The organism is Prochlorococcus marinus str. MIT 9314 (assembly GCF_000760035.1).
GTDB classification, from domain to species: Bacteria; Cyanobacteriota; Cyanobacteriia; order PCC-6307; family Cyanobiaceae; genus Prochlorococcus_A; species Prochlorococcus_A marinus_B.
In genome coordinates this window covers 86,900-103,010 of sequence record NZ_JNAO01000013.1, presented here as the reverse complement: position 1 = coordinate 103,010, position 16,111 = coordinate 86,900, and the positions used below count along the sequence as shown (strand labels likewise).

General features: G+C 27.4%; 30 protein-coding genes. 16 read left to right on the top strand and 14 right to left on the bottom strand.

Going from position 1 to position 16,111, the window contains the following annotated elements; translation table 11 throughout:
• Positions 1-43 precede the first annotated feature (43 nt).
• The 5 genes from EU98_RS10170 to EU98_RS01490 all read right to left on the bottom strand — a co-directional run bounded on the left by EU98_RS10170 (position 44) and on the right by EU98_RS01490 (position 3,475).
• On the bottom strand, positions 44-172 hold the full coding sequence (locus EU98_RS10170; protein ID WP_072165471.1) for a hypothetical protein: 129 nt from the start codon (positions 170-172) through the stop codon (positions 44-46).
• 82 nt (positions 173-254) lie between these two features.
• A complete protein-coding gene (locus EU98_RS01475) occupies positions 255-791 on the bottom strand; it encodes a DUF1643 domain-containing protein (protein ID WP_032516325.1) in 537 nt (178 codons plus the stop codon).
• Positions 788-1,273, bottom strand: coding sequence for a DUF2214 family protein (locus tag EU98_RS01480; RefSeq protein ID WP_032516324.1), 486 nt, complete (start codon positions 1,271-1,273; stop codon positions 788-790). Before EU98_RS01480 ends, EU98_RS01475 begins: the two co-directional genes overlap by 4 nt.
• An 88-nt stretch (positions 1,274-1,361) precedes the next feature.
• Positions 1,362-2,111: a GAF domain-containing protein gene (locus EU98_RS01485; RefSeq protein WP_032516323.1), complete on the bottom strand. Its 750-nt coding sequence runs from the start codon at positions 2,109-2,111 to the stop codon at positions 1,362-1,364.
• Positions 2,112-2,227: 116 nt separating this feature from the next.
• On the bottom strand, positions 2,228-3,475 hold the full coding sequence (locus EU98_RS01490; RefSeq protein WP_032516321.1) for an NAD(P)/FAD-dependent oxidoreductase: 1,248 nt from the start codon (positions 3,473-3,475) through the stop codon (positions 2,228-2,230).
• 186 nt (positions 3,476-3,661) lie between these two features.
• Here EU98_RS01490 and EU98_RS0109185 point away from each other — a divergent pair, with 186 nt between their 5' ends.
• Together EU98_RS0109185 and EU98_RS01495 are read left to right on the top strand one after the other, a co-directional pair.
• Positions 3,662-3,898: a hypothetical protein gene (locus EU98_RS0109185; protein ID WP_032516319.1), complete on the top strand. Its 237-nt coding sequence runs from the start codon at positions 3,662-3,664 to the stop codon at positions 3,896-3,898.
• 139 nt (positions 3,899-4,037) lie between these two features.
• On the top strand, positions 4,038-4,910 hold the full coding sequence (locus tag EU98_RS01495) for an EamA family transporter (RefSeq protein WP_032516317.1): 873 nt from the start codon (positions 4,038-4,040) through the stop codon (positions 4,908-4,910).
• 196 nt (positions 4,911-5,106) lie between these two features.
• Here EU98_RS01495 and EU98_RS10165 read toward each other — a convergent pair whose 3' ends face one another.
• Entirely contained in the window at positions 5,107-5,241 is a 135-nt protein-coding gene (locus EU98_RS10165; protein ID WP_012008254.1) for a hypothetical protein, read from the bottom strand.
• A gap of 118 nt (positions 5,242-5,359) precedes the next feature.
• Here EU98_RS10165 and EU98_RS01500 point away from each other — a divergent pair, with 118 nt between their 5' ends.
• Together EU98_RS01500 and EU98_RS10015 are read left to right on the top strand one after the other, a co-directional pair.
• The gene (locus EU98_RS01500; RefSeq protein ID WP_032516316.1) at positions 5,360-5,635 is read left to right on the top strand and encodes a cupin domain-containing protein; all 276 of its coding nucleotides are present in this window, start codon (positions 5,360-5,362) and stop codon (positions 5,633-5,635) included.
• A gap of 91 nt (positions 5,636-5,726) precedes the next feature.
• Positions 5,727-5,897, top strand: coding sequence for a hypothetical protein (locus EU98_RS10015; RefSeq protein WP_011863490.1), 171 nt, complete (start codon positions 5,727-5,729; stop codon positions 5,895-5,897).
• Between the two features lie 64 nt (positions 5,898-5,961).
• Here the strand turns inward: EU98_RS10015 and EU98_RS10160 are convergent, their stop codons facing one another.
• On the bottom strand, positions 5,962-6,093 hold the full coding sequence (locus EU98_RS10160; RefSeq protein WP_275040621.1) for a hypothetical protein: 132 nt from the start codon (positions 6,091-6,093) through the stop codon (positions 5,962-5,964).
• Between the two features lie 284 nt (positions 6,094-6,377).
• Here EU98_RS10160 and EU98_RS01505 point away from each other — a divergent pair, with 284 nt between their 5' ends.
• The 3 genes from EU98_RS01505 to EU98_RS0109175 all read left to right on the top strand — a co-directional run bounded on the left by EU98_RS01505 (position 6,378) and on the right by EU98_RS0109175 (position 7,741).
• Entirely contained in the window at positions 6,378-6,560 is a 183-nt protein-coding gene (locus EU98_RS01505; RefSeq protein ID WP_025939205.1) for a hypothetical protein, read from the top strand.
• Positions 6,561-7,172: 612 nt separating this feature from the next.
• A complete protein-coding gene (locus tag EU98_RS10010; protein WP_193743043.1) occupies positions 7,173-7,337 on the top strand; it encodes a hypothetical protein in 165 nt (54 codons plus the stop codon).
• 68 nt (positions 7,338-7,405) lie between these two features.
• Positions 7,406-7,741, top strand: a complete 336-nt coding sequence (locus EU98_RS0109175) for a DUF805 domain-containing protein (RefSeq protein WP_032516314.1) — start codon at positions 7,406-7,408, stop codon at positions 7,739-7,741.
• Positions 7,742-7,752: 11 nt separating this feature from the next.
• Here EU98_RS0109175 and EU98_RS01510 read toward each other — a convergent pair whose 3' ends face one another.
• On the bottom strand, positions 7,753-8,070 hold the full coding sequence (locus EU98_RS01510; protein WP_032516313.1) for a hypothetical protein: 318 nt from the start codon (positions 8,068-8,070) through the stop codon (positions 7,753-7,755).
• 209 nt (positions 8,071-8,279) lie between these two features.
• On the opposite strand from EU98_RS01510, the gene EU98_RS01515 reads away from it, so the two are divergent.
• The 3 genes from EU98_RS01515 to EU98_RS01520 all read left to right on the top strand — a co-directional run bounded on the left by EU98_RS01515 (position 8,280) and on the right by EU98_RS01520 (position 9,927).
• Positions 8,280-8,498 (top strand): M protein, encoded by a 219-nt coding sequence (locus EU98_RS01515; protein WP_032516312.1) that lies wholly within the window; start codon positions 8,280-8,282, stop codon positions 8,496-8,498.
• 85 nt (positions 8,499-8,583) lie between these two features.
• Positions 8,584-8,739 (top strand): hypothetical protein, encoded by a 156-nt coding sequence (locus EU98_RS10005; protein ID WP_011819000.1) that lies wholly within the window; start codon positions 8,584-8,586, stop codon positions 8,737-8,739.
• Positions 8,740-8,820: 81 nt separating this feature from the next.
• Positions 8,821-9,927, top strand: coding sequence for a fatty acid desaturase (locus EU98_RS01520; protein WP_032516311.1), 1,107 nt, complete (start codon positions 8,821-8,823; stop codon positions 9,925-9,927).
• Between the two features lie 3 nt (positions 9,928-9,930).
• Here the strand turns inward: EU98_RS01520 and EU98_RS10000 are convergent, their stop codons facing one another.
• Positions 9,931-10,083 (bottom strand): hypothetical protein, encoded by a 153-nt coding sequence (locus EU98_RS10000; RefSeq protein ID WP_193743042.1) that lies wholly within the window; start codon positions 10,081-10,083, stop codon positions 9,931-9,933.
• 289 nt (positions 10,084-10,372) lie between these two features.
• On the opposite strand from EU98_RS10000, the gene EU98_RS09995 reads away from it, so the two are divergent.
• Both EU98_RS09995 and EU98_RS09990 read left to right on the top strand, forming a co-directional pair.
• Complete coding sequence (locus EU98_RS09995; protein ID WP_193743041.1) at positions 10,373-10,531, top strand: hypothetical protein; 159 nt, start codon at positions 10,373-10,375, stop codon at positions 10,529-10,531.
• The gene (locus tag EU98_RS09990; protein ID WP_167315829.1) at positions 10,524-10,676 is read left to right on the top strand and encodes a hypothetical protein; all 153 of its coding nucleotides are present in this window, start codon (positions 10,524-10,526) and stop codon (positions 10,674-10,676) included. The genes EU98_RS09995 and EU98_RS09990 overlap by 8 nt, the downstream gene beginning before the upstream one ends.
• Before the next feature lie 142 nt (positions 10,677-10,818).
• Here the strand turns inward: EU98_RS09990 and EU98_RS09985 are convergent, their stop codons facing one another.
• The gene (locus tag EU98_RS09985) at positions 10,819-10,959 is read right to left on the bottom strand and encodes a hypothetical protein (protein ID WP_193743040.1); all 141 of its coding nucleotides are present in this window, start codon (positions 10,957-10,959) and stop codon (positions 10,819-10,821) included.
• Between the two features lie 566 nt (positions 10,960-11,525).
• Here EU98_RS09985 and EU98_RS01525 point away from each other — a divergent pair.
• Positions 11,526-12,692, top strand: coding sequence for a fatty acid desaturase (locus EU98_RS01525; RefSeq protein WP_032516310.1), 1,167 nt, complete (start codon positions 11,526-11,528; stop codon positions 12,690-12,692).
• A gap of 118 nt (positions 12,693-12,810) precedes the next feature.
• Positions 12,811-12,972, top strand: a complete 162-nt coding sequence (locus EU98_RS09980; RefSeq protein ID WP_179852416.1) for a hypothetical protein — start codon at positions 12,811-12,813, stop codon at positions 12,970-12,972.
• A 71-nt stretch (positions 12,973-13,043) separates the two neighbouring features.
• On the opposite strand, the gene EU98_RS10210 is transcribed toward EU98_RS09980, so the two are convergent.
• From EU98_RS10210 to EU98_RS10200, 3 genes are all read right to left on the bottom strand, one after another.
• A complete protein-coding gene (locus EU98_RS10210) occupies positions 13,044-13,235 on the bottom strand; it encodes a hypothetical protein (RefSeq protein WP_342665658.1) in 192 nt (63 codons plus the stop codon).
• A 34-nt stretch (positions 13,236-13,269) separates the two neighbouring features.
• Positions 13,270-13,404 (bottom strand): hypothetical protein, encoded by a 135-nt coding sequence (locus tag EU98_RS10205; protein ID WP_342665657.1) that lies wholly within the window; start codon positions 13,402-13,404, stop codon positions 13,270-13,272.
• 65 nt (positions 13,405-13,469) lie between these two features.
• A complete protein-coding gene (locus tag EU98_RS10200; RefSeq protein ID WP_342665663.1) occupies positions 13,470-13,571 on the bottom strand; it encodes a hypothetical protein in 102 nt (33 codons plus the stop codon).
• 644 nt (positions 13,572-14,215) lie between these two features.
• Between EU98_RS10200 and EU98_RS0109165 the strand changes: the two genes are divergently transcribed.
• Both EU98_RS0109165 and EU98_RS01530 read left to right on the top strand, forming a co-directional pair.
• A complete protein-coding gene (locus EU98_RS0109165) occupies positions 14,216-14,323 on the top strand; it encodes a high light inducible protein (RefSeq protein WP_011132751.1) in 108 nt (35 codons plus the stop codon).
• On the top strand, positions 14,323-14,463 hold the full coding sequence (locus EU98_RS01530) for a high light inducible protein (RefSeq protein WP_032516309.1): 141 nt from the start codon (positions 14,323-14,325) through the stop codon (positions 14,461-14,463). The genes EU98_RS0109165 and EU98_RS01530 overlap by 1 nt, the downstream gene beginning before the upstream one ends.
• Before the next feature lie 711 nt (positions 14,464-15,174).
• Here EU98_RS01530 and EU98_RS01535 read toward each other — a convergent pair.
• The gene (locus EU98_RS01535; RefSeq protein ID WP_011863507.1) at positions 15,175-15,381 is read right to left on the bottom strand and encodes a high light inducible protein; all 207 of its coding nucleotides are present in this window, start codon (positions 15,379-15,381) and stop codon (positions 15,175-15,177) included.
• Between the last annotated feature and the right edge of the window lie 730 nt (positions 15,382-16,111).

Genomic DNA, 16,111 nt, shown 5'->3' with positions numbered 1-16,111 from the left:
TTTTGAAAATTATAATTTATGAATAAGTGAAATTACTTTTTATTTATTTTTTGATTTTACTTTGTGCTTTATTTGCTTTATTAATTATTTTTATTGCTTCTTCTCTTGTAGAACATTTTTCTGCCTGAACATTCAAGGTTTTTAGTTTATTTAATTGCTTTGAAATTTTCATATTAGGTTAACTTAACAAATAGAAATTAACACATATTTAACAGATTAGCTAAAAATACTGGTTTGCATTTGAGCCTTACTACCTAAAAGTAAGATTGGAGAATGGAATAATCAGAACAATATAGAGGGTGTATTGGATTATCTTTGATTGTTTTCTTAATTAAAAGCGGTCCAAGAGAATTTTCAAAATTATTTTTCCTAATTGAGTTATATTGCATTATTTTTTTTGATATTCTTTTATTTCTATTTAGAAATTTACCTTTGTTACCCCAACCTAACCATAAATCACAATTTTTACTTTCAGACCAATGTTTTAAGTTTTTATAAATATGATTATTGTTTAGATAGCCCACAGGGTTTTTATGATTAAAAAGTTTTTCTGGTTTGCTTGAAATAAGAGCAAATAGATTTATTAATTTTACTTTGCCGTAATTATTGTTTTTCGAAATTTTGATTATCTTTTTTGTTGTGTTGTCCAAGAAAATTTCATCCGATAATGAGGGATTTAAACCAATAAAGATAATCTCTTTTTTAGATTTAGAAATCTTATAACTTAAACTCCATCTATATAGTTTGTTTGCACTTATTAAACAATTTCTTTCTAGAAATAAATTATTCAACCTAAACCTACACCTCTAGCCATGAGAGTGGCAAAGAAAGGTATTGTTGCAAAGCCCACTAATTCAGTAGTAATAATTAGTCTGAACCTCTTGACTAGATTTTCAGATATTTCAGGTAATTTATTCTTACTTAATGGAATGGCCCATAAGATATAGGTTGTTGTTGGGTATAAAGAAAGTAATCCCACAATAATATAAAGAGAAACCTTTATCCAAAACACAGGATTACCTGTATAGAAATCACCTCCTTGACCAAAGTACTTAACACGCAAAATCCCAGTAACTAATATCGCTACCCCTGCTAAACCATAAACCACATCTGCAATTATCATTGAGATCGTCTCATTTCTATTAAGACCTACTTTGAGAGTCAATCTTTCAAACAAAAGAGAACCGAAACACAATATTATTCCTAAATAATGAACATATGCTACTAATGCACTTTTAGCAATTTCACCTGTCAATAAAGTTCCTAATAACATTTTCTAGTCAAAATTTATACAATACTAACCACCAAATAAAGAATTTGTTTAGAAAATAAATTAAACAATAAAAAGTCAGGTATTGAATCTAGGACTCTAAAAACCTTTTTTGACCATCTTCAAAGAAATCCTTTTTATTCCATACTTCGATTACATCTGGGAAATGTTTTTCCATACAATTATCACAAACCCCATGACTGAATCTAATATCACTAATTTTCGAAAGATATTTTTCTAAATGCATCCAATCGCCCTCCTTATTTTTCACTTCTCTGCAATATGAACAGACAGATAAAATACCTTCCTGTTTGTGCAAGTTAGACAAAGCATCTAGCAAGTTCAATGACTTTTTTCTAAGCTCTAAAAATGAAACTATTTGCTTGGATAATAATTCCATAATATTGAATTGTTGTGTAGTTAGATTTCCTGGCTTTCTGTCTATTACACAAAGAGTTCCTAGTTTATTACCATCACTATTTCTAAGGGGAAAACCTGCATAAAAACGAATCTTGGGGTCTCCTGTTACCAATGGATTATTTATAAACCTTTCATCTTGGAAAGCATCATGAATAATTAATGGACTATTTTCTTTTATTGCATGGGTACAAAAAGACCAATCTCTCCTAGTTTCTGATATTTGAAGTCCTATTTTGGATTTAAACCATTGTTTATCTTTGTCTACCAATGTCATTAAAGAAATAGGCACATTACAGGTTGAAGCAGCAATTTTTGTAATATCGTCATAACATGATTCTGGCTTGGTTCCCAAAATCCTATATTCTGCTAAAGCTTTTAATCTTCTTTCCTCTTCTTCTTTTTTTGATACAAGATTCTGCATTAATCTTCACCAATAATTAAAACTTTAAAATTAAAGTTTCTCCAAAAAACTTTTTCCGTCTAATCCTTAATAAAAAAAAGATAAACTTATTGAATTGTTACTTACTAATTTATTACTTAGTAATTTATTATTGACTGATTTAACTTTGAGACTGCCATCCCAGCGATCCATCCACTTGTCCAACAATGTTGAAAATTAAATCCACCAGTGATCCCATCAACATCCAAAACTTCACCAGAAAAAAATAACCCTGAACAAATTAAGCTCTCCATACTTTTAAAATTAACCTCATTAATTTTTACGCCTCCGGAAGTAACAAATTCCTCGCCAAATGGACCTTTGCCCGAAATTATATATTTATCCCTCATTAGAGTATTTATCATTTTCTCTCTTTCATCCGCCAGTAAATGAGCCCACTTTTTCTCTTTATCAATACCTATTTTCTTCAATAAAAAAATCCATAATCTTTTTGTTAATAGTGGAACAGGTCTACTATTAATAAGATTCACCTTGCCTTTATTTAATCTTAAATGATTAATTTTTTCTTTTAAATCCTCATAATTTAAAGAAGACCATTTAATGATTAAATTAAATTTATATTTTTGGCTGTAAAGTTCCCTTGCTGCAATTGATGAAAGTTTTAATACTGCTGGCCCACTAAACCCCCAATGCGTTATTAGTAAATCACCTCTATTTTGAAAATTCTTATTGTTTAAATTAATTTCTATATCTACGCCCCTTATCGATACCCCACTACATTCATCTAAATTTGGTTCTTTTGTGGAAAAAGTAAAAAGCGATGGTACAGGTTTAACAATGGTGTGTCCAAGATTTTGAGCTAATTTATATCCGCTTGGATTACCTCCAGTTGAAAGAATAATATTTTTTGCAGTTACCTTTGCTTTTTTAAGACTAAAAATATTGAATATATTATCTGGAGTTTTTGCAATTTCTTTTACAAAAAATTTTGTTAGTATCTCTACGTTTTTTGATAAAGCGCTTTTTCTCAAACAATCAATAACATCTGAAGAAGAATTAGACACTGGGAATACTCTTAGATCTTCCTCAATTTTTAATTTTAAACCTTTTTTCTCAAACCAATCGTATACATCTCCAGCAGCAAAACGATTAAATGATTCCAAGAGCTGAATTCCACCTCTGGGGTAATTCTCAATTAGTTCATTCGGTATCCATGTCGCATTAGTGACGTTACATCTTCCCCCTCCACTAATCCTTACTTTCTCCATAAGTTTTGAAGTTCCTTCAAGAATTATTATTCTTTTTACTCCATTTTCAGCAGCAGTTATTGCTGTCATAAAACCGGCAGCACCGCCTCCAACAACTGCTAAATCAAAAGGTTCCAAAAACTTATTATTAAATATGCTTCAATCTGATAATAGCAAGTAGTTATAAATAAAAATTAGTCCAAAAACCATAAAAAAATAAATATAAAACTTTAAAACCACATAAATAAATAGCTACGATTCGCTAATTTTTAAATTTCTAGAAAAATCAACACAGTCGTTATTTTTATGCTTTAAGTTAATTAAATGAGTTTGTTTTTTTCTTACGTTAAATATTCTGAAGCCAGTTTTCCTATGACTGGTCAATATACTGCTCTTCTTTTAATAACTTCTGTTATTTGGGTTCTACTTTGGTTTGGATATAGACAAAATAAGATAAATGATGAGATCAAGAAAAAAGAAAAAGAAGAAAGAATTAATGCGAAAGTTCAAAGAAGAAAGAAGTTAGAGAGTTTGTACCCTACCAATAAAAAAACTGTTTAAAATAAAATTATTTTAGAAACATGAAAATAAATAATTTCAAATCACTAATTCAGTACTTACCAGGGATTTTGATTCTTATTTATGTATTCTTTTTAGCATTTACTCAATTTATAAAATAAAATTTTAAAAATTATTCGTTTTGATTGGAATCCTTTCTGCTTTTGGAGCTGCTACAGCTTGGACATATGCGTGCTTTATTTGGCGCTCGCAAACTCAAAAATATAAATCAATAGATATTAATTTAATAAAAAATATAATAGCTTTTTTAATTTTTATACCTGCTTTTATCAATCTAAGTTCTACAACTGAATTAAAAAACATATTTATCCTACTAATTAGTGGAATAATAGGTATTGGTTTAGGTGATACTTTCTATTTAAAGTCACTTCAAATAATTGGCACAAGAAAAACTTTATCTATAGAAACTCTTTCTCCGTTAATGGCAGCTTTATCAGGGGAATTTTTTATTAATGAAAATTTAACGACTAAATCATGGGTTGGAATAATTATAGTAACGATTTCGCTATTCATAATTCTCAGAAAAGGTAGCGATTTTAAAGAGGAAAACTCCTCTTTCTCAGAAAAAAATAACTTTAAGATTTTTGCTTTTCCTTTTTTATCAGTTTTATGTGCTGTTCTTGGAGGTCTTTTATCAAGGATGGTTTTCCTTCAAAGCAATTTATCTCCTTTCCTTACAACTGAAATAAGATTATTAGGTGCAATAATTTTTTTAATTAGTCTAAAAGGATTTAAGATTAATTTTTTCTTAAAAGACATAGACAAAAAACAACAAAAAAGATTTTTCCTTTCAATACTTCTTGGAACAAATGTAGGAATATTTCTACAACAAGTTGTGTTTAAAACCCTTCCCATAGGAGTAGGGTGGGCTTTATTAAGCATATCTCCAGTAATTTCCTTATTTTTTGCTAATACTGAGGAAAGAGAAATTACCAAAAAAATAATATTTTTTACTTGTTTTTTATTTTTTGGCTTGACATTAATAATTCTTTAATCTCTGAGTTAATGTAAAAAATACTCATGTTAATAAAAATCAAATCAAATAAAATTACCCTATAAACACTCAAAACAATGAAAACATTAAAGAAAAAAAGGCTCGGAACTTTGGAAGTCTATGTTATTTTTTTAAGCTGCATTTATGCAGGCTTTATAGGTTATAAATTTCTATTAAATGTTTTATTTACTTGGAATTAATTAATTCTTTCTAATGATTTAATCAACTTACCTCCATCTTGGTCATCATCATCATTTGAAGCGAAAAATAAAAAAAATATTCCTAAAGAAGCTATAGATAGCGAAATTGACAATACAGAAAGCTCATCCATAGATTAGAAATTTTTTTTATGATAAACGAAAAAAAATAAAAGACAGTAAAGAAATACAAATTCTCGAAAATAAGTATTTCTTTTATTTGTAAAATGAAAAAAACATCCGAATTATTTCGTGAAAGTTCTTATAACTTCCCCCTGTAGTGCAAGCGTAATAATTCAGTATGGAATAAAAAGTTGGCCTATTTGGGAATGTGATCCAAGCAAATTTAAATGGAATTACGATGATAAGGAAATTTGCTTAATTATTGAAGGTCAAGCGAAAATAAGTACCCAAAACGGTGACACTTACGTAATTAATGCTGGAGATCTAGTTGAGTTTCCTGCTGGACTTAACTGCGAATGGGAAGTAACCAAAAGTATTAAAAAACATTATCGATTGGGTAGCTAAATTTAAGAAAAAAGATTTTTTCTTCTTTACTGTTAAGTCAATGTAGATAAAATATGGTAAATAAATAATTTTCAAGAAGGAAACTAATATTATGCCTTTTACTGATCAAGAATATTTTGAGGTTATTGAAAAAAACGAAATAGTAAAAAAGGCCTTTGAAAATATTAAGCAAATTTGCATTGATTTACAAAAACAAACAAATTGTCCTGAAGAGGATCTAAAAGATTTTCTTGAATTTATTTCTAAACAATGGAATAAGTAATAATTAAAAGGCCATTTAAATACTAAATTTAAAATTTCAATTTAGTTTTCTGAGACAATAAGTTCTAATCTAATTCCTTATGTGGTTTTGTATTGATACTGGAAGTTCCCTTAGCAGCAGAAACGAAGAAAAAGAAGCCTACAATTCCAGATATGCCAAATATCGCAGCCAAAGGATCAAAAGTGAAAGAAAACATAGAATTTATAAAATCAAGATAAATAATAGTTTTTGAATCAAAATTGTACAATTATTGTTAAGTATAAAAAATAACAATCGCGCGATTCATTATGTCATTATTACTTTTTAAGTAGGTTCAAAAAAATTATTATTCAAATTGATTTTAAGAATAAAAATATCAATACATACCAAAGATCTATTCGTGCTAAAGAGAAAAGTTTTTAAAAAATATTTTTAGAAATTTTGAATAAAACACTACCCAGAGGATCCACAATTGTTGTTTCTTTAGATTAATATCGTTTTATGACAGAATTTTACTCAGCTTCTTCCTCAGTAAGTCCTTTTACAGCGATATTATGGTGCCTTTATCCAGTAGCTGTACTTGTAATTATTGAATTACTTCTGGGGGGTGGGTTTGATGATGACAACAATGACGATCAAGATGGAGGAATGTTAATACCTGCTTACTCTAGATCAGACGTTTGAATTTTTGAATTTTTTGAATTAAAGACTCATAAGGAATTTAATTAAATTGGAGAACAATATTATTACAACTCATATTTCTTTAATTACACTTACCATTATTATGATTTTCTCTCTAACTTGGCTCGTCTTAAGAACCCTTAAGGAAGGTAGAAAAGCTCTAACAGAACTAAATAAGGATAGATCGTGAAATACAATAAACATTCAAAAATGTAGAATTTGATTGGATTTATACAACTCTTAGATTTATAAGTTTTACTAATTTAAGTAGATATATTCCAAAAATTTAAAAACTTTTCCTTCTCAAAGTTTGGGAAAAGCATAAAAAACTTAAATAAATACTAGAATTTGTTTGATTACTAAGACAAAAAATTACCAATCTGTTGAAATCCCATTTTTATGAAAGGACTTCTTAATTATTACTTTAATAAATAAAAATGCATCTAAATTCTTTACTTTATATTTGTTCTATATCTTTATTCATCTATATAATGGCGCTGTTTTGGAGAGACTTGCCAAATCAAAAAAAGTAAATAAATAATTAATATTAATTTTGTTGCTTATAAAAATAAATTGAGTTATTAATTTAATATTGGATTTAATTTTTTTATATAAATGCTTAAAGAATCTTCGAATAACAATAACAAAAACATATTCTCAAAAACTAACGGTATTGCAAAAGAAAAGATGATTTGCAAAGACGGATTCTGTTTATTACCAAATCAAGATGAGATTTCAAAACAAGATTCAAATGATATGAATTTATTTGATCCTATTTAGTAAATAAATAATATTTTGATAAATTAAGGATTAAATTGATATTGTTTGATTCTTTGAATTTTTAATTTATGTTTAATGACTTTTTAAACGCATATAAAGAGTTTTGGATTAAAGCTACAGACTTCAAAGGATTCACATCTCGATCGGACTGGTGGTTAGTTCAACTAGCGAATCTTATAATTTCTTTCCTAACTATCCCAATATTTTTAAAAACGTTTGGTTTTAATGCATATGGATTAGTTTGTATTATTCCTCAAATAGCTATTGATATCAGAAGAATCAGAGATTTTGGAAAAGATTGGAAATGGATTTTTATTAATTTAATACCTTTCTTCGGATGGATCTTGTGGTTCATCTGGCTAGGCTTTGGAAAGACTGGTAATGGGAAAAATAAACTTATGTAGAAATTAACTCCTCATTTTTTTCTTTTTTTAAAATCTACAAATCTTACCTTGTTTCTAAATTCTATTTGTTTTTCAAGAATTCTAAAGACATGCATCTCGCATTCGGTTAATTTAAGAAACTGATTGAGTGTATCTTTATCTTCTTCATCAAAATTATCAAAAACTTCTGAAATAGCAGTACTATTTCTAGAAATAAAATCCTCTGCTACATCTCGTGGATTCTTGCCTGATTCAAAATCCTGAAAAGCTTCATAAGAATTAAGTTCTCTCGTTAACCATTTAAACCATGGTTCATTTTTATTATGTTTTTTATTTATGATTTTCTTCATGAAAAATTTTTTACTAGTTTAATCATTATCAGTTATTCATTCTTTGACAGCTGTACAAATACTTATTTAAAAAATTTAATTAAAGATTAACCTTATTTATTTTTCACAAAAAAGCTAACATAATTACCATAAAGCTTTTTAAATAATAAGTATTTATTACTCATTTTTTTGTTTATGAGATAGCTAGAATTTATTTTTATTAAAGTAAATTGTCAATTCCATTTTACGATTTTCCTTCATCTCCGATTTTAATAATTGGTGCTCTTGGCATTGCTTTAGCAATAGCAGTTTTTTTTGTCTCTTACCAAAAATATTTCAATTCCCCTTTGAACAGAGAGCTTTCAGAAAAGAAAAAAGCCTTAATTAAGGAACAAAAAGAATTAAATGAAAGATTAGAAAAAATAGAACAAGATTTAAAAAATTTATAAAAAATTACCCTTAATAGAGATGAGTCAATGATCTCGAATTCAAGACCTTAATTTTTTTAACATAAATTTTGGTCTATAAGGAGTTATGGATAAAGATCATCTTATTGAGTTAATTTCTAATAGTCTTCTTTACGAGAGTAAAAATTCTGACTCTACTAGGAATCTTAGTGACTTTAAAAATTACTTAGAAAGATTAAATCTAGATCAATTGAGAACTATGTCTAAAGAATTTATTCTTTAGTATGATTTTTAAAATTTTTTATTGTTTATTAAATAATCAATACTTTTTAAAAATTGTTAGTATCAAAAAAATACAATAAATATGCTTAGAGTTAATAGAGGTGAATTTTTAATAAAGCCATTTCTAAAAAGAAATAATGTTAGAGCCTCTTATCAAATTATTACTACCATCTTTCCGATAATCTCAATTTGGTTAATTATCTACCACATCACAAATCAACCTTTTTCATTATTGATTAAAGGATTTCTATTAATACCTTTGATAGTTCTACTAACTCTATTCTCTTCTCGCACATTCTCATTAATGCATGATTGCGGTCATAATTCTCTTTTTACAAAACGGAAATTAAACCGCTTCTTTGGATTTTTACTTGGCTTGGTTAATGGTATTCCACAAAAGTCATGGTCGATTGATCATGCATTTCATCATAGAAATAATGGCAATTGGGAAATTTACAAAGGGCCGGTAGATGTTTTAAGTCTTGAAGATTATGAATCCCTTACAAAAAGAGAGCAAATATTATATAAAGTAAGTCGAAACTGGATGATGCTTCTCCCTGGCGGTTTTTTTTACTTGGTTTTAAAACCAAGATTAGGACTTGTTATTATTATTTTTAATTTAATTAAAGATATTTTAAAAGAGACTTTTATCAAAATAAAAAACAGACAAATTTCTCAACTTCTATCTATTAATTCAAGAGTCAAACCACCTTTTTCTGATTATGGAGATAATTTCGGAGAACTAAGTGAATTAATAATCAATAACATAGTAGTAATAATAGGGTGGATTTTTATGTGTAAATGGTTGGGGTTAGTTTTTTTCTTATCATTTTATTCTATTGTATTAACATTATCAGCAGCAATTTTAATATGTGTTTTTTTCGTACAACATAACTATGAAAATGCATATGCTAAAAATACAAAAAATTGGGACCTCATCGATGGAGCTATTTTAGGTAGTAGCAATTTAGATATCCCTAATTGGCTAAATTGGTTTTTAGCAGACATATCCTTCCACAGCATTCATCATCTCTCTGAGAGAATACCAAATTACAATTTAAGAGCTTGTCATAAAGCAAACATTCATTTGCTCCAACAATCAAAGTTCTTAAAATTAAGAGATTTTTATAACTGCTTCAAATATATTATTTGGGATAATAAAAATGAAAAATTAATTCCTATAAGTTAATACCTAATTCAATCTTCTTCTCAATTTTCTTTTTATGGGAATACTGCTATAGGCATGAGGACCAATAGATGGAGGCAAATCATTTTTTAAGGGATGCATAAAAGCATTTGCCATACTCTCTAACATTTTCGAAAGCCAATTAATTAATGATTTCATTTAAAAATCTAAAAGTATACTTTTTTATCTTCTAACTAAATTACTTAAAAGTAAATCAGTCTTTATGCTGATTTTTTTGAGAGATTAACATATAAGAATAATATTAAATAATCAAAAGTGTTTTTTTCTTTTATCTTATAAAAGAATGTTAATACTAATTTTTTGAAGGAAAACTAAGTGAAATATAGCTTTAGTAAATAATACTTATTTTTTCTAATTCACTTAATAAATTAAATTATTGAACATAAATTCGTGCTATATCTCTATTCCAAATAAATTTAATAATATTATGAATGATTCATTTGTTTCTACCAACAAGAACACAGAAATAGATTCTATTAATTCATATTTTGAGTGTATTACTGAATGCAGTATTGTGGATGGTCATCAAGAATGTATTACTCGTTGTTTAGAAGTTCATTTAAAAGGGGGCGAGCAAAATGAATAAAAAAAATTCACCTCAAAGGAAAACAACTTTAAAATGGAACTCGAATGGAGAGCTTTCCGAAATTGATATGTTAAGAATTTTAGAAAAGATATCATCTCATGAACTTAATCAATGTGAATTAACATGCGATTCTGATACAAATTAAGTTATTTTTTTAATTTATTTTGCAATACTGCTGATAAAAAAAAGCAGCTTATGGGATTTTTGTAAGATATCAATTTTAATTAAACAGATTTCAATAAAGAATATAGAAAATTATCATAATATCTTAGGTTATATTTAAAAAATTAATTTTTAGAACTCTTACCTTTTTTTAAGAATGTTTTACTAATTTCTTTTTTTGTTAGTTGAACCGGTTTTACTAGACCTGAATCACCATGAATTGGACAATAATAAGTCATAAGCATCCAATTTTTTTCTTCATCCATAACCAATCTATTTTTAAGTAATGATTAAGTAAATAGGATGAATTATAAAAAAATTGATTTTTTTTAATCTTTTTTTCTTTTTTACTTAATAATTTATAAAAATTTTGAATCTACTCTTACAAAATAGATATAAATACGCATGACTTTAAAAAAAATTCCTGCTATTTATTAATAAATTCAAAATTATTCATGTCTCTAGAATCTATATTGATGGTAGTTGCTCCAATCTGTCTTTTTACGGTAGGTGTTATTGTTTTACCTATACTAGTAAAGCCACGTAAACAATCTGGTTTACCTAAGAGGTATATACGCGGTCTTTAAATTAATTGAGCTTTGGAGAAGAGCCAAGACAATCAGCTTAAGAAATAAAGAAAAAATTAAAAAGATTGCGATAAAAGAATAAAATAAAAAATATTTGGCACAAACTAATCTATTTTTAGATGAAATTAAAATTATAAAAAGTTTACCGAAAAAATTTATAAACTCTTTTCATTATGAGATCCTGTGATGGATAATAGGAAATATAAATTCACTTTTATTTAAAAAAAATTCTTAACCAAAAAAATTTGAGTAATATAAAATTTTCTGGTCTTAAAGGCCAAGCGCTTGTAATAGAGGATAAAGATATTCCAAGCATAAAAGAATTTAAGGATGTTATCCCCGAGCACTACTTTAAGTGCAATACCAAAACTTCTTTGAGGTATCTTTTACAATCAGCTTTAATTCAATCATTAGTAGTTGCGATAGGGTTATCTATTCCATTTACCCCAAAAATGATCCCAATTTGGATTATTTACGCATTAATATCAGGTACCACTTCAATGGGATTCTGGGTAATAGCACATGAATGTGGGCATGGAGCATTCTCTAAAAACAAGACATTAGAATCTATAACTGGTTATTTACTACATTCATTACTTCTAGTACCTTATTTTTCTTGGCAGCGTTCTCATGCAGTTCATCATCGATTCACAAATAACATTTCCAATGGAGAAACTCACGTCCCTTTAGTCATTAATGGGAATGGAGTTACAGAAAAAGTTGGCGGCGAAAAAGAATTACATTTTTCAAATTCCTTAGGTAAGAAAAATTATGGAATTCTTCAACTTGTTTTACATCTAATATTCGGCTGGCCTGCTTATTTACTTACGGGAAGTACAGGAGGTCTTAAGTATGGTACTTCAAATCATTTTTGGCCAATTAAACCATTTTCTAAAGCATTATGGCCATCAATATGGACCAAGAAAGTTTGGATATCAGATATTGGTGTAGGTTTGACATTAGTGGGCATTGTTTATTTAGTTTTTAAGTATGGATTATTTCCAGTAATTGCTCTGTATTTTGGCCCTTTATTAGTAGTTAATTGTTGGCTAGTAGTTTATACATGGCTTCATCATACCGATTCAGATGTACCTCATCTTTCAAATACGGAATTTTCCTTTATGAAAGGGGCATTTCTATCTATTGACAGACCTTACGGTAGAATCCTTAATTTTCTTCACCATAATATAGGTTCTAGCCATGTCGTTCATCATGTATGTCCAACGATCCCTCATTATCATGCTAAAAAAGCAACTGTCTTAATTAAAAAAGCCTTTAAAAAAGCATATCTTTTTAATCCTGATCCAATACACAAAGCTCTATGGAATATTGCTTGCAATTGCGTTGCTGTTGAATCAGACATCAAGAAAGAAAAATATATTTGGCAATCTTCATACAAAATGGTGGAGTAAAAACTCAATAAGCATCTATTCTTTATCACATTAATTTGCGCAAATCTGAAAAGAATATAAAAGAATTAGCAATAACAAATTTTTCATCGTAGAAAATACTCATGATTTTAGTAATTCTATGAGTGGCGACAATTTACATGGTAAGCAGCCCATTAAATTTTATTCGGAAAAAATAACACTTACAAAAATTGAATTATTAGAAAGACAGTTGAGTTTAGGCGAAAAAATTTCAGATTTAGATCAAAAGCATAAAGAATGGAGCAAAAAACTATCAGGTTGATCATCTTATATGATGAACTTTAATAACTTATTGATATTTATATTTGCCTTATTAGGAAACTTTTCTATAAATTATTGAAAAATTATTTGCAGGCATCTTAATAATATCCTCTTTAAAAAACCATTTTTCTTACTCTCATCACAAACTTCCTCAAGATTTTTCATACTTCGAAGATCATTTTGCATTTTTAATGAATTATCGAAAAAATAATTCATTTCACTTATTTGCTTATTACAAATTTTAAATGGCCCATAGAAAATCAAAAATCGCCCCTTATTAAGTAATTTCCCTAACTCTTTAAAGAGCTACTGTACAAGACCAATATGCTACACGAATCATATTTATAGAGACTATTCCTTGCAAAGAATGAGCTAATCTTAATGGAATTTTCCAAGTAATTTTTTCTACATCAATCTCAAGAGTCTGGGGCATTTTTTTTAGTTAGGTCTTCATAATCAATACAAGAACTTATACTTTTTATATGCTCTAACTCTGAGTCATTTGTTTGCCATATTATTCCTGGAAAGCGTTTTTGAAAAAACCAATCCATGTTCACCGCTGCTACTCCCGATTTCCAATACTGAACCTTTTGTTAGAATTCTGGATAGTACATCACCAATAAAGTCTCTATTTTTTTGAGTTGCCGAAAAAAAGTCTAGTATCCAAAATTAAAAAAATTGGGTGCTTCAGTAAAAAAATAATTCTAAAATTCTTGATTATTTAACCTTTCTCAATTTAGGAGTATTGAAAAACATTATTTTAAGGCTAAAGAATAATATTGAAATTGTAAGAGCAGGCAAGATATAAAGTATTAAATCAGAACTCATTAGAGAAGGAATCCTTCCAAAAATTAAATGCATGTAGTAAGTCGCGAATGACATAAATTCATATATATATCTAATTTATTAATAGCAATTATTTGCACTTTAAAAACTACTTTTAGTCAAAAATCAAAAATTCTAAAAAAAAAGAGTCAGCCTGTATCCCTACTAGCTGACTCTATTAATATATTAATTTAAATCACCTCTAAATGAGGATTTTCCCTAAAAAAAAGGTATTAGTTTTTAATTTTTTTTGTCTCAAATTTAAAAATAACAGAACAAAAGCAACCCGCCAATAAGGTATAATTCGACACATATATGTATCACTTTTACAATTTCTAAAGATAATTAATCAATAATCCTTAATTTTCTTTACATAAATAAATATATGTGTTATATTTGTTAATAATTACATTAAAAAAATGACTCCAGAAGCAGAACGTTTTAACGGTTGGGCAGCGATGTTAGGTTTCGTAGCAGCTGTTGGTGCTTACGTCACAACAGGTCAAATTATTCCTGGCTGGTTTTAATGAAAAATAACCAATCCAAAATAATAGAAAAAGAAAAAATCGTTGCTGAAAAGCTTAACGGAAGATTTGCGATGCTAGGCTTTGTTGCTTTGGTTGGAGCTTATTTAACAACAGGTCAAATTATTCCTGGATTTATCTAATATAAGTTTTGATTTTTATATAGCCTGATTAAAGTTTAAATTAGGCTATTTTTTTTTCGCAAATTTTTTTTAAAAATGATCTTTAGTAATTGAGTTTTGAATAATCCTATTTAAAACAGAGCAGAATACTTTAAACCAGAATAAAATAAAATTCTATTTAATTTCTAAGGATTTTATTTATAATAATTTTTTAGTTTTATGGTTAACATAAACAAATCTATTTTTGAGAAATGATTATTTGGCCAATTTTACTAATCTAAATTGGCATAATAATTATTCAAACTAAAGAGGTTTATTTATAAGCAAAAATAATAACATTATTGTTTATATCCCCTCTAGAATTTTAAAATCTTATAATTACTTAGCTTTTAAAATTGACTTAGCAAGTATGTTAATTAATTTTATTTTTCTTTAAAACTTAAATTTATTCGTTAACTGATGCTATCTTTATCGAGATAATCTTAGGATTTAATGAGAGTAAAGCTTGAACCGGATACAGCATTTATTGGCAAAAAGTTTGCTTATATATTTCTTGGAATAATATTTAGCCTAAACGCAATAACATTAGTTTGGTTTTTCTTATTTTCAAATTTAAAATAAATATTGGTACAAGTAGCAGGTTAATTTATTTAAATAGAGCTTATATTTATTATTTAAAAAGACTTTAAAAAATAACTTTTTACAAAAATTTCATAAAAAGCAATTTAGGTGTTAAAAAATTCCTGGTATGATTTGTCCTGTTGTTATGTAGGCTCCTAATAGTGCAACAAAACCAACCATAGCCCATCTACCATTCACTTTTTCTGCATTTTGAGGATATCCATCGTAAGATACAGTTTCGTCAATATAAGGCCTAGTTTCTGATGGGAACATATTCTGTCTTCCACCTGATTCTGTAGTAACTCCTGATTTTGTCATTTAAAATGATAATAATTGTTAACTAAAGTAACACGAATATTAACTTATGTAAACCAAAAGCCTCTAATGATTCGCCTCTGAGTAGTTATGGGTCAATATGTTACATTTCTGTTTAAAAACAATTAATAGGCCATAAATTCTATTGGGTCACCTTTTGTTATCAAATTTGCAGATAAACGCTAAAATAAGCATTTATACTCACAGTAAGTAATTTTACTTAGTAAGATAAAGAAAGCATTTAGGAAGTGCTTAGCTGGTTAATCAAAAACTGAATTAACTATGTCGTCATGAGCTTGCCGGTGGGATACTTGCAAGCTCTTTCAATTTTAAAAGCAAGCCAACAAAATAAATATTTAAATAATTTTTGACTTATTGAATAAAATCTTAAAGACAAAACACTAGTGTCAAAGACATTTTTATTTGCTAAATATAAATTGATTGAAAAAAATGTATGTCTTTAGATTTTATTCTCATTCCATCTTGTATTTTGATTATCCTTCTTCTTTTAAATCGAGAAAATATGATCTACAAAAAAAATCAAAAAGCTAAGTAACATCATTATTCTAAAAATACTTACTTGTAAAGATCGTAAAACTTTTTTTTTCATGAAGATAACATTTTTTAAAATAGCTTCTTAAAAAAGTTTTAAAACTTTAGAGGATTTAGTTGGGGAACTATAGCAAATTTTTTCTTGAAATTAATTTGTCCCAATATATTTTTGAATTATTAA

Bases quoted from the DNA above. Each gene is read 5' to 3' on its own strand.
- EU98_RS01485 (WP_032516323.1), bottom strand. From the start codon at position 2,111: ATGCAGAATCTTGTATCAAAAAAAGAAGAAGAGGAAAGAAGATTAAAA.
- EU98_RS10010 (WP_193743043.1), top strand. From the start codon at position 7,173: ATGCTTAAAGAATCTTCGAATAACAATAACAAAAACATATTCTCAAAA.
- EU98_RS10205 (WP_342665657.1), bottom strand. From the start codon at position 13,404: ATGCCCCAGACTCTTGAGATTGATGTAGAAAAAATTACTTGGAAAATT.
- EU98_RS0109165 (WP_011132751.1), top strand. From the start codon at position 14,216: ATGACTCCAGAAGCAGAACGTTTTAACGGTTGGGCAGCGATGTTAGGT.
- EU98_RS01480 (WP_032516324.1), bottom strand. From the start codon at position 1,273: ATGTTATTAGGAACTTTATTGACAGGTGAAATTGCTAAAAGTGCATTA.
- EU98_RS10005 (WP_011819000.1), top strand. From the start codon at position 8,584: ATGGATAAAGATCATCTTATTGAGTTAATTTCTAATAGTCTTCTTTAC.
- EU98_RS10015 (WP_011863490.1), top strand. From the start codon at position 5,727: ATGCCTTTTACTGATCAAGAATATTTTGAGGTTATTGAAAAAAACGAA.
- EU98_RS09980 (WP_179852416.1), top strand. From the start codon at position 12,811: ATGAGTGGCGACAATTTACATGGTAAGCAGCCCATTAAATTTTATTCG.
- EU98_RS0109175 (WP_032516314.1), top strand. From the start codon at position 7,406: ATGTTTAATGACTTTTTAAACGCATATAAAGAGTTTTGGATTAAAGCT.
- EU98_RS01510 (WP_032516313.1), bottom strand. From the start codon at position 8,070: ATGAAGAAAATCATAAATAAAAAACATAATAAAAATGAACCATGGTTT.
- EU98_RS10000 (WP_193743042.1), bottom strand. From the start codon at position 10,083: ATGAAATCATTAATTAATTGGCTTTCGAAAATGTTAGAGAGTATGGCA.
- EU98_RS09985 (WP_193743040.1), bottom strand. From the start codon at position 10,959: ATGGATGAAGAAAAAAATTGGATGCTTATGACTTATTATTGTCCAATT.
- EU98_RS09995 (WP_193743041.1), top strand. From the start codon at position 10,373: ATGAATGATTCATTTGTTTCTACCAACAAGAACACAGAAATAGATTCT.
- EU98_RS10170 (WP_072165471.1), bottom strand. From the start codon at position 172: ATGAAAATTTCAAAGCAATTAAATAAACTAAAAACCTTGAATGTTCAG.
- EU98_RS01505 (WP_025939205.1), top strand. From the start codon at position 6,378: ATGACAGAATTTTACTCAGCTTCTTCCTCAGTAAGTCCTTTTACAGCG.
- EU98_RS10160 (WP_275040621.1), bottom strand. From the start codon at position 6,093: ATGTTTTCTTTCACTTTTGATCCTTTGGCTGCGATATTTGGCATATCT.
- EU98_RS09990 (WP_167315829.1), top strand. From the start codon at position 10,524: ATGAATAAAAAAAATTCACCTCAAAGGAAAACAACTTTAAAATGGAAC.
- EU98_RS01535 (WP_011863507.1), bottom strand. From the start codon at position 15,381: ATGACAAAATCAGGAGTTACTACAGAATCAGGTGGAAGACAGAATATG.
- EU98_RS0109185 (WP_032516319.1), top strand. From the start codon at position 3,662: ATGAGTTTGTTTTTTTCTTACGTTAAATATTCTGAAGCCAGTTTTCCT.
- EU98_RS01520 (WP_032516311.1), top strand. From the start codon at position 8,821: ATGCTTAGAGTTAATAGAGGTGAATTTTTAATAAAGCCATTTCTAAAA.
- EU98_RS01530 (WP_032516309.1), top strand. From the start codon at position 14,323: ATGAAAAATAACCAATCCAAAATAATAGAAAAAGAAAAAATCGTTGCT.
- EU98_RS10165 (WP_012008254.1), bottom strand. From the start codon at position 5,241: ATGGATGAGCTTTCTGTATTGTCAATTTCGCTATCTATAGCTTCTTTA.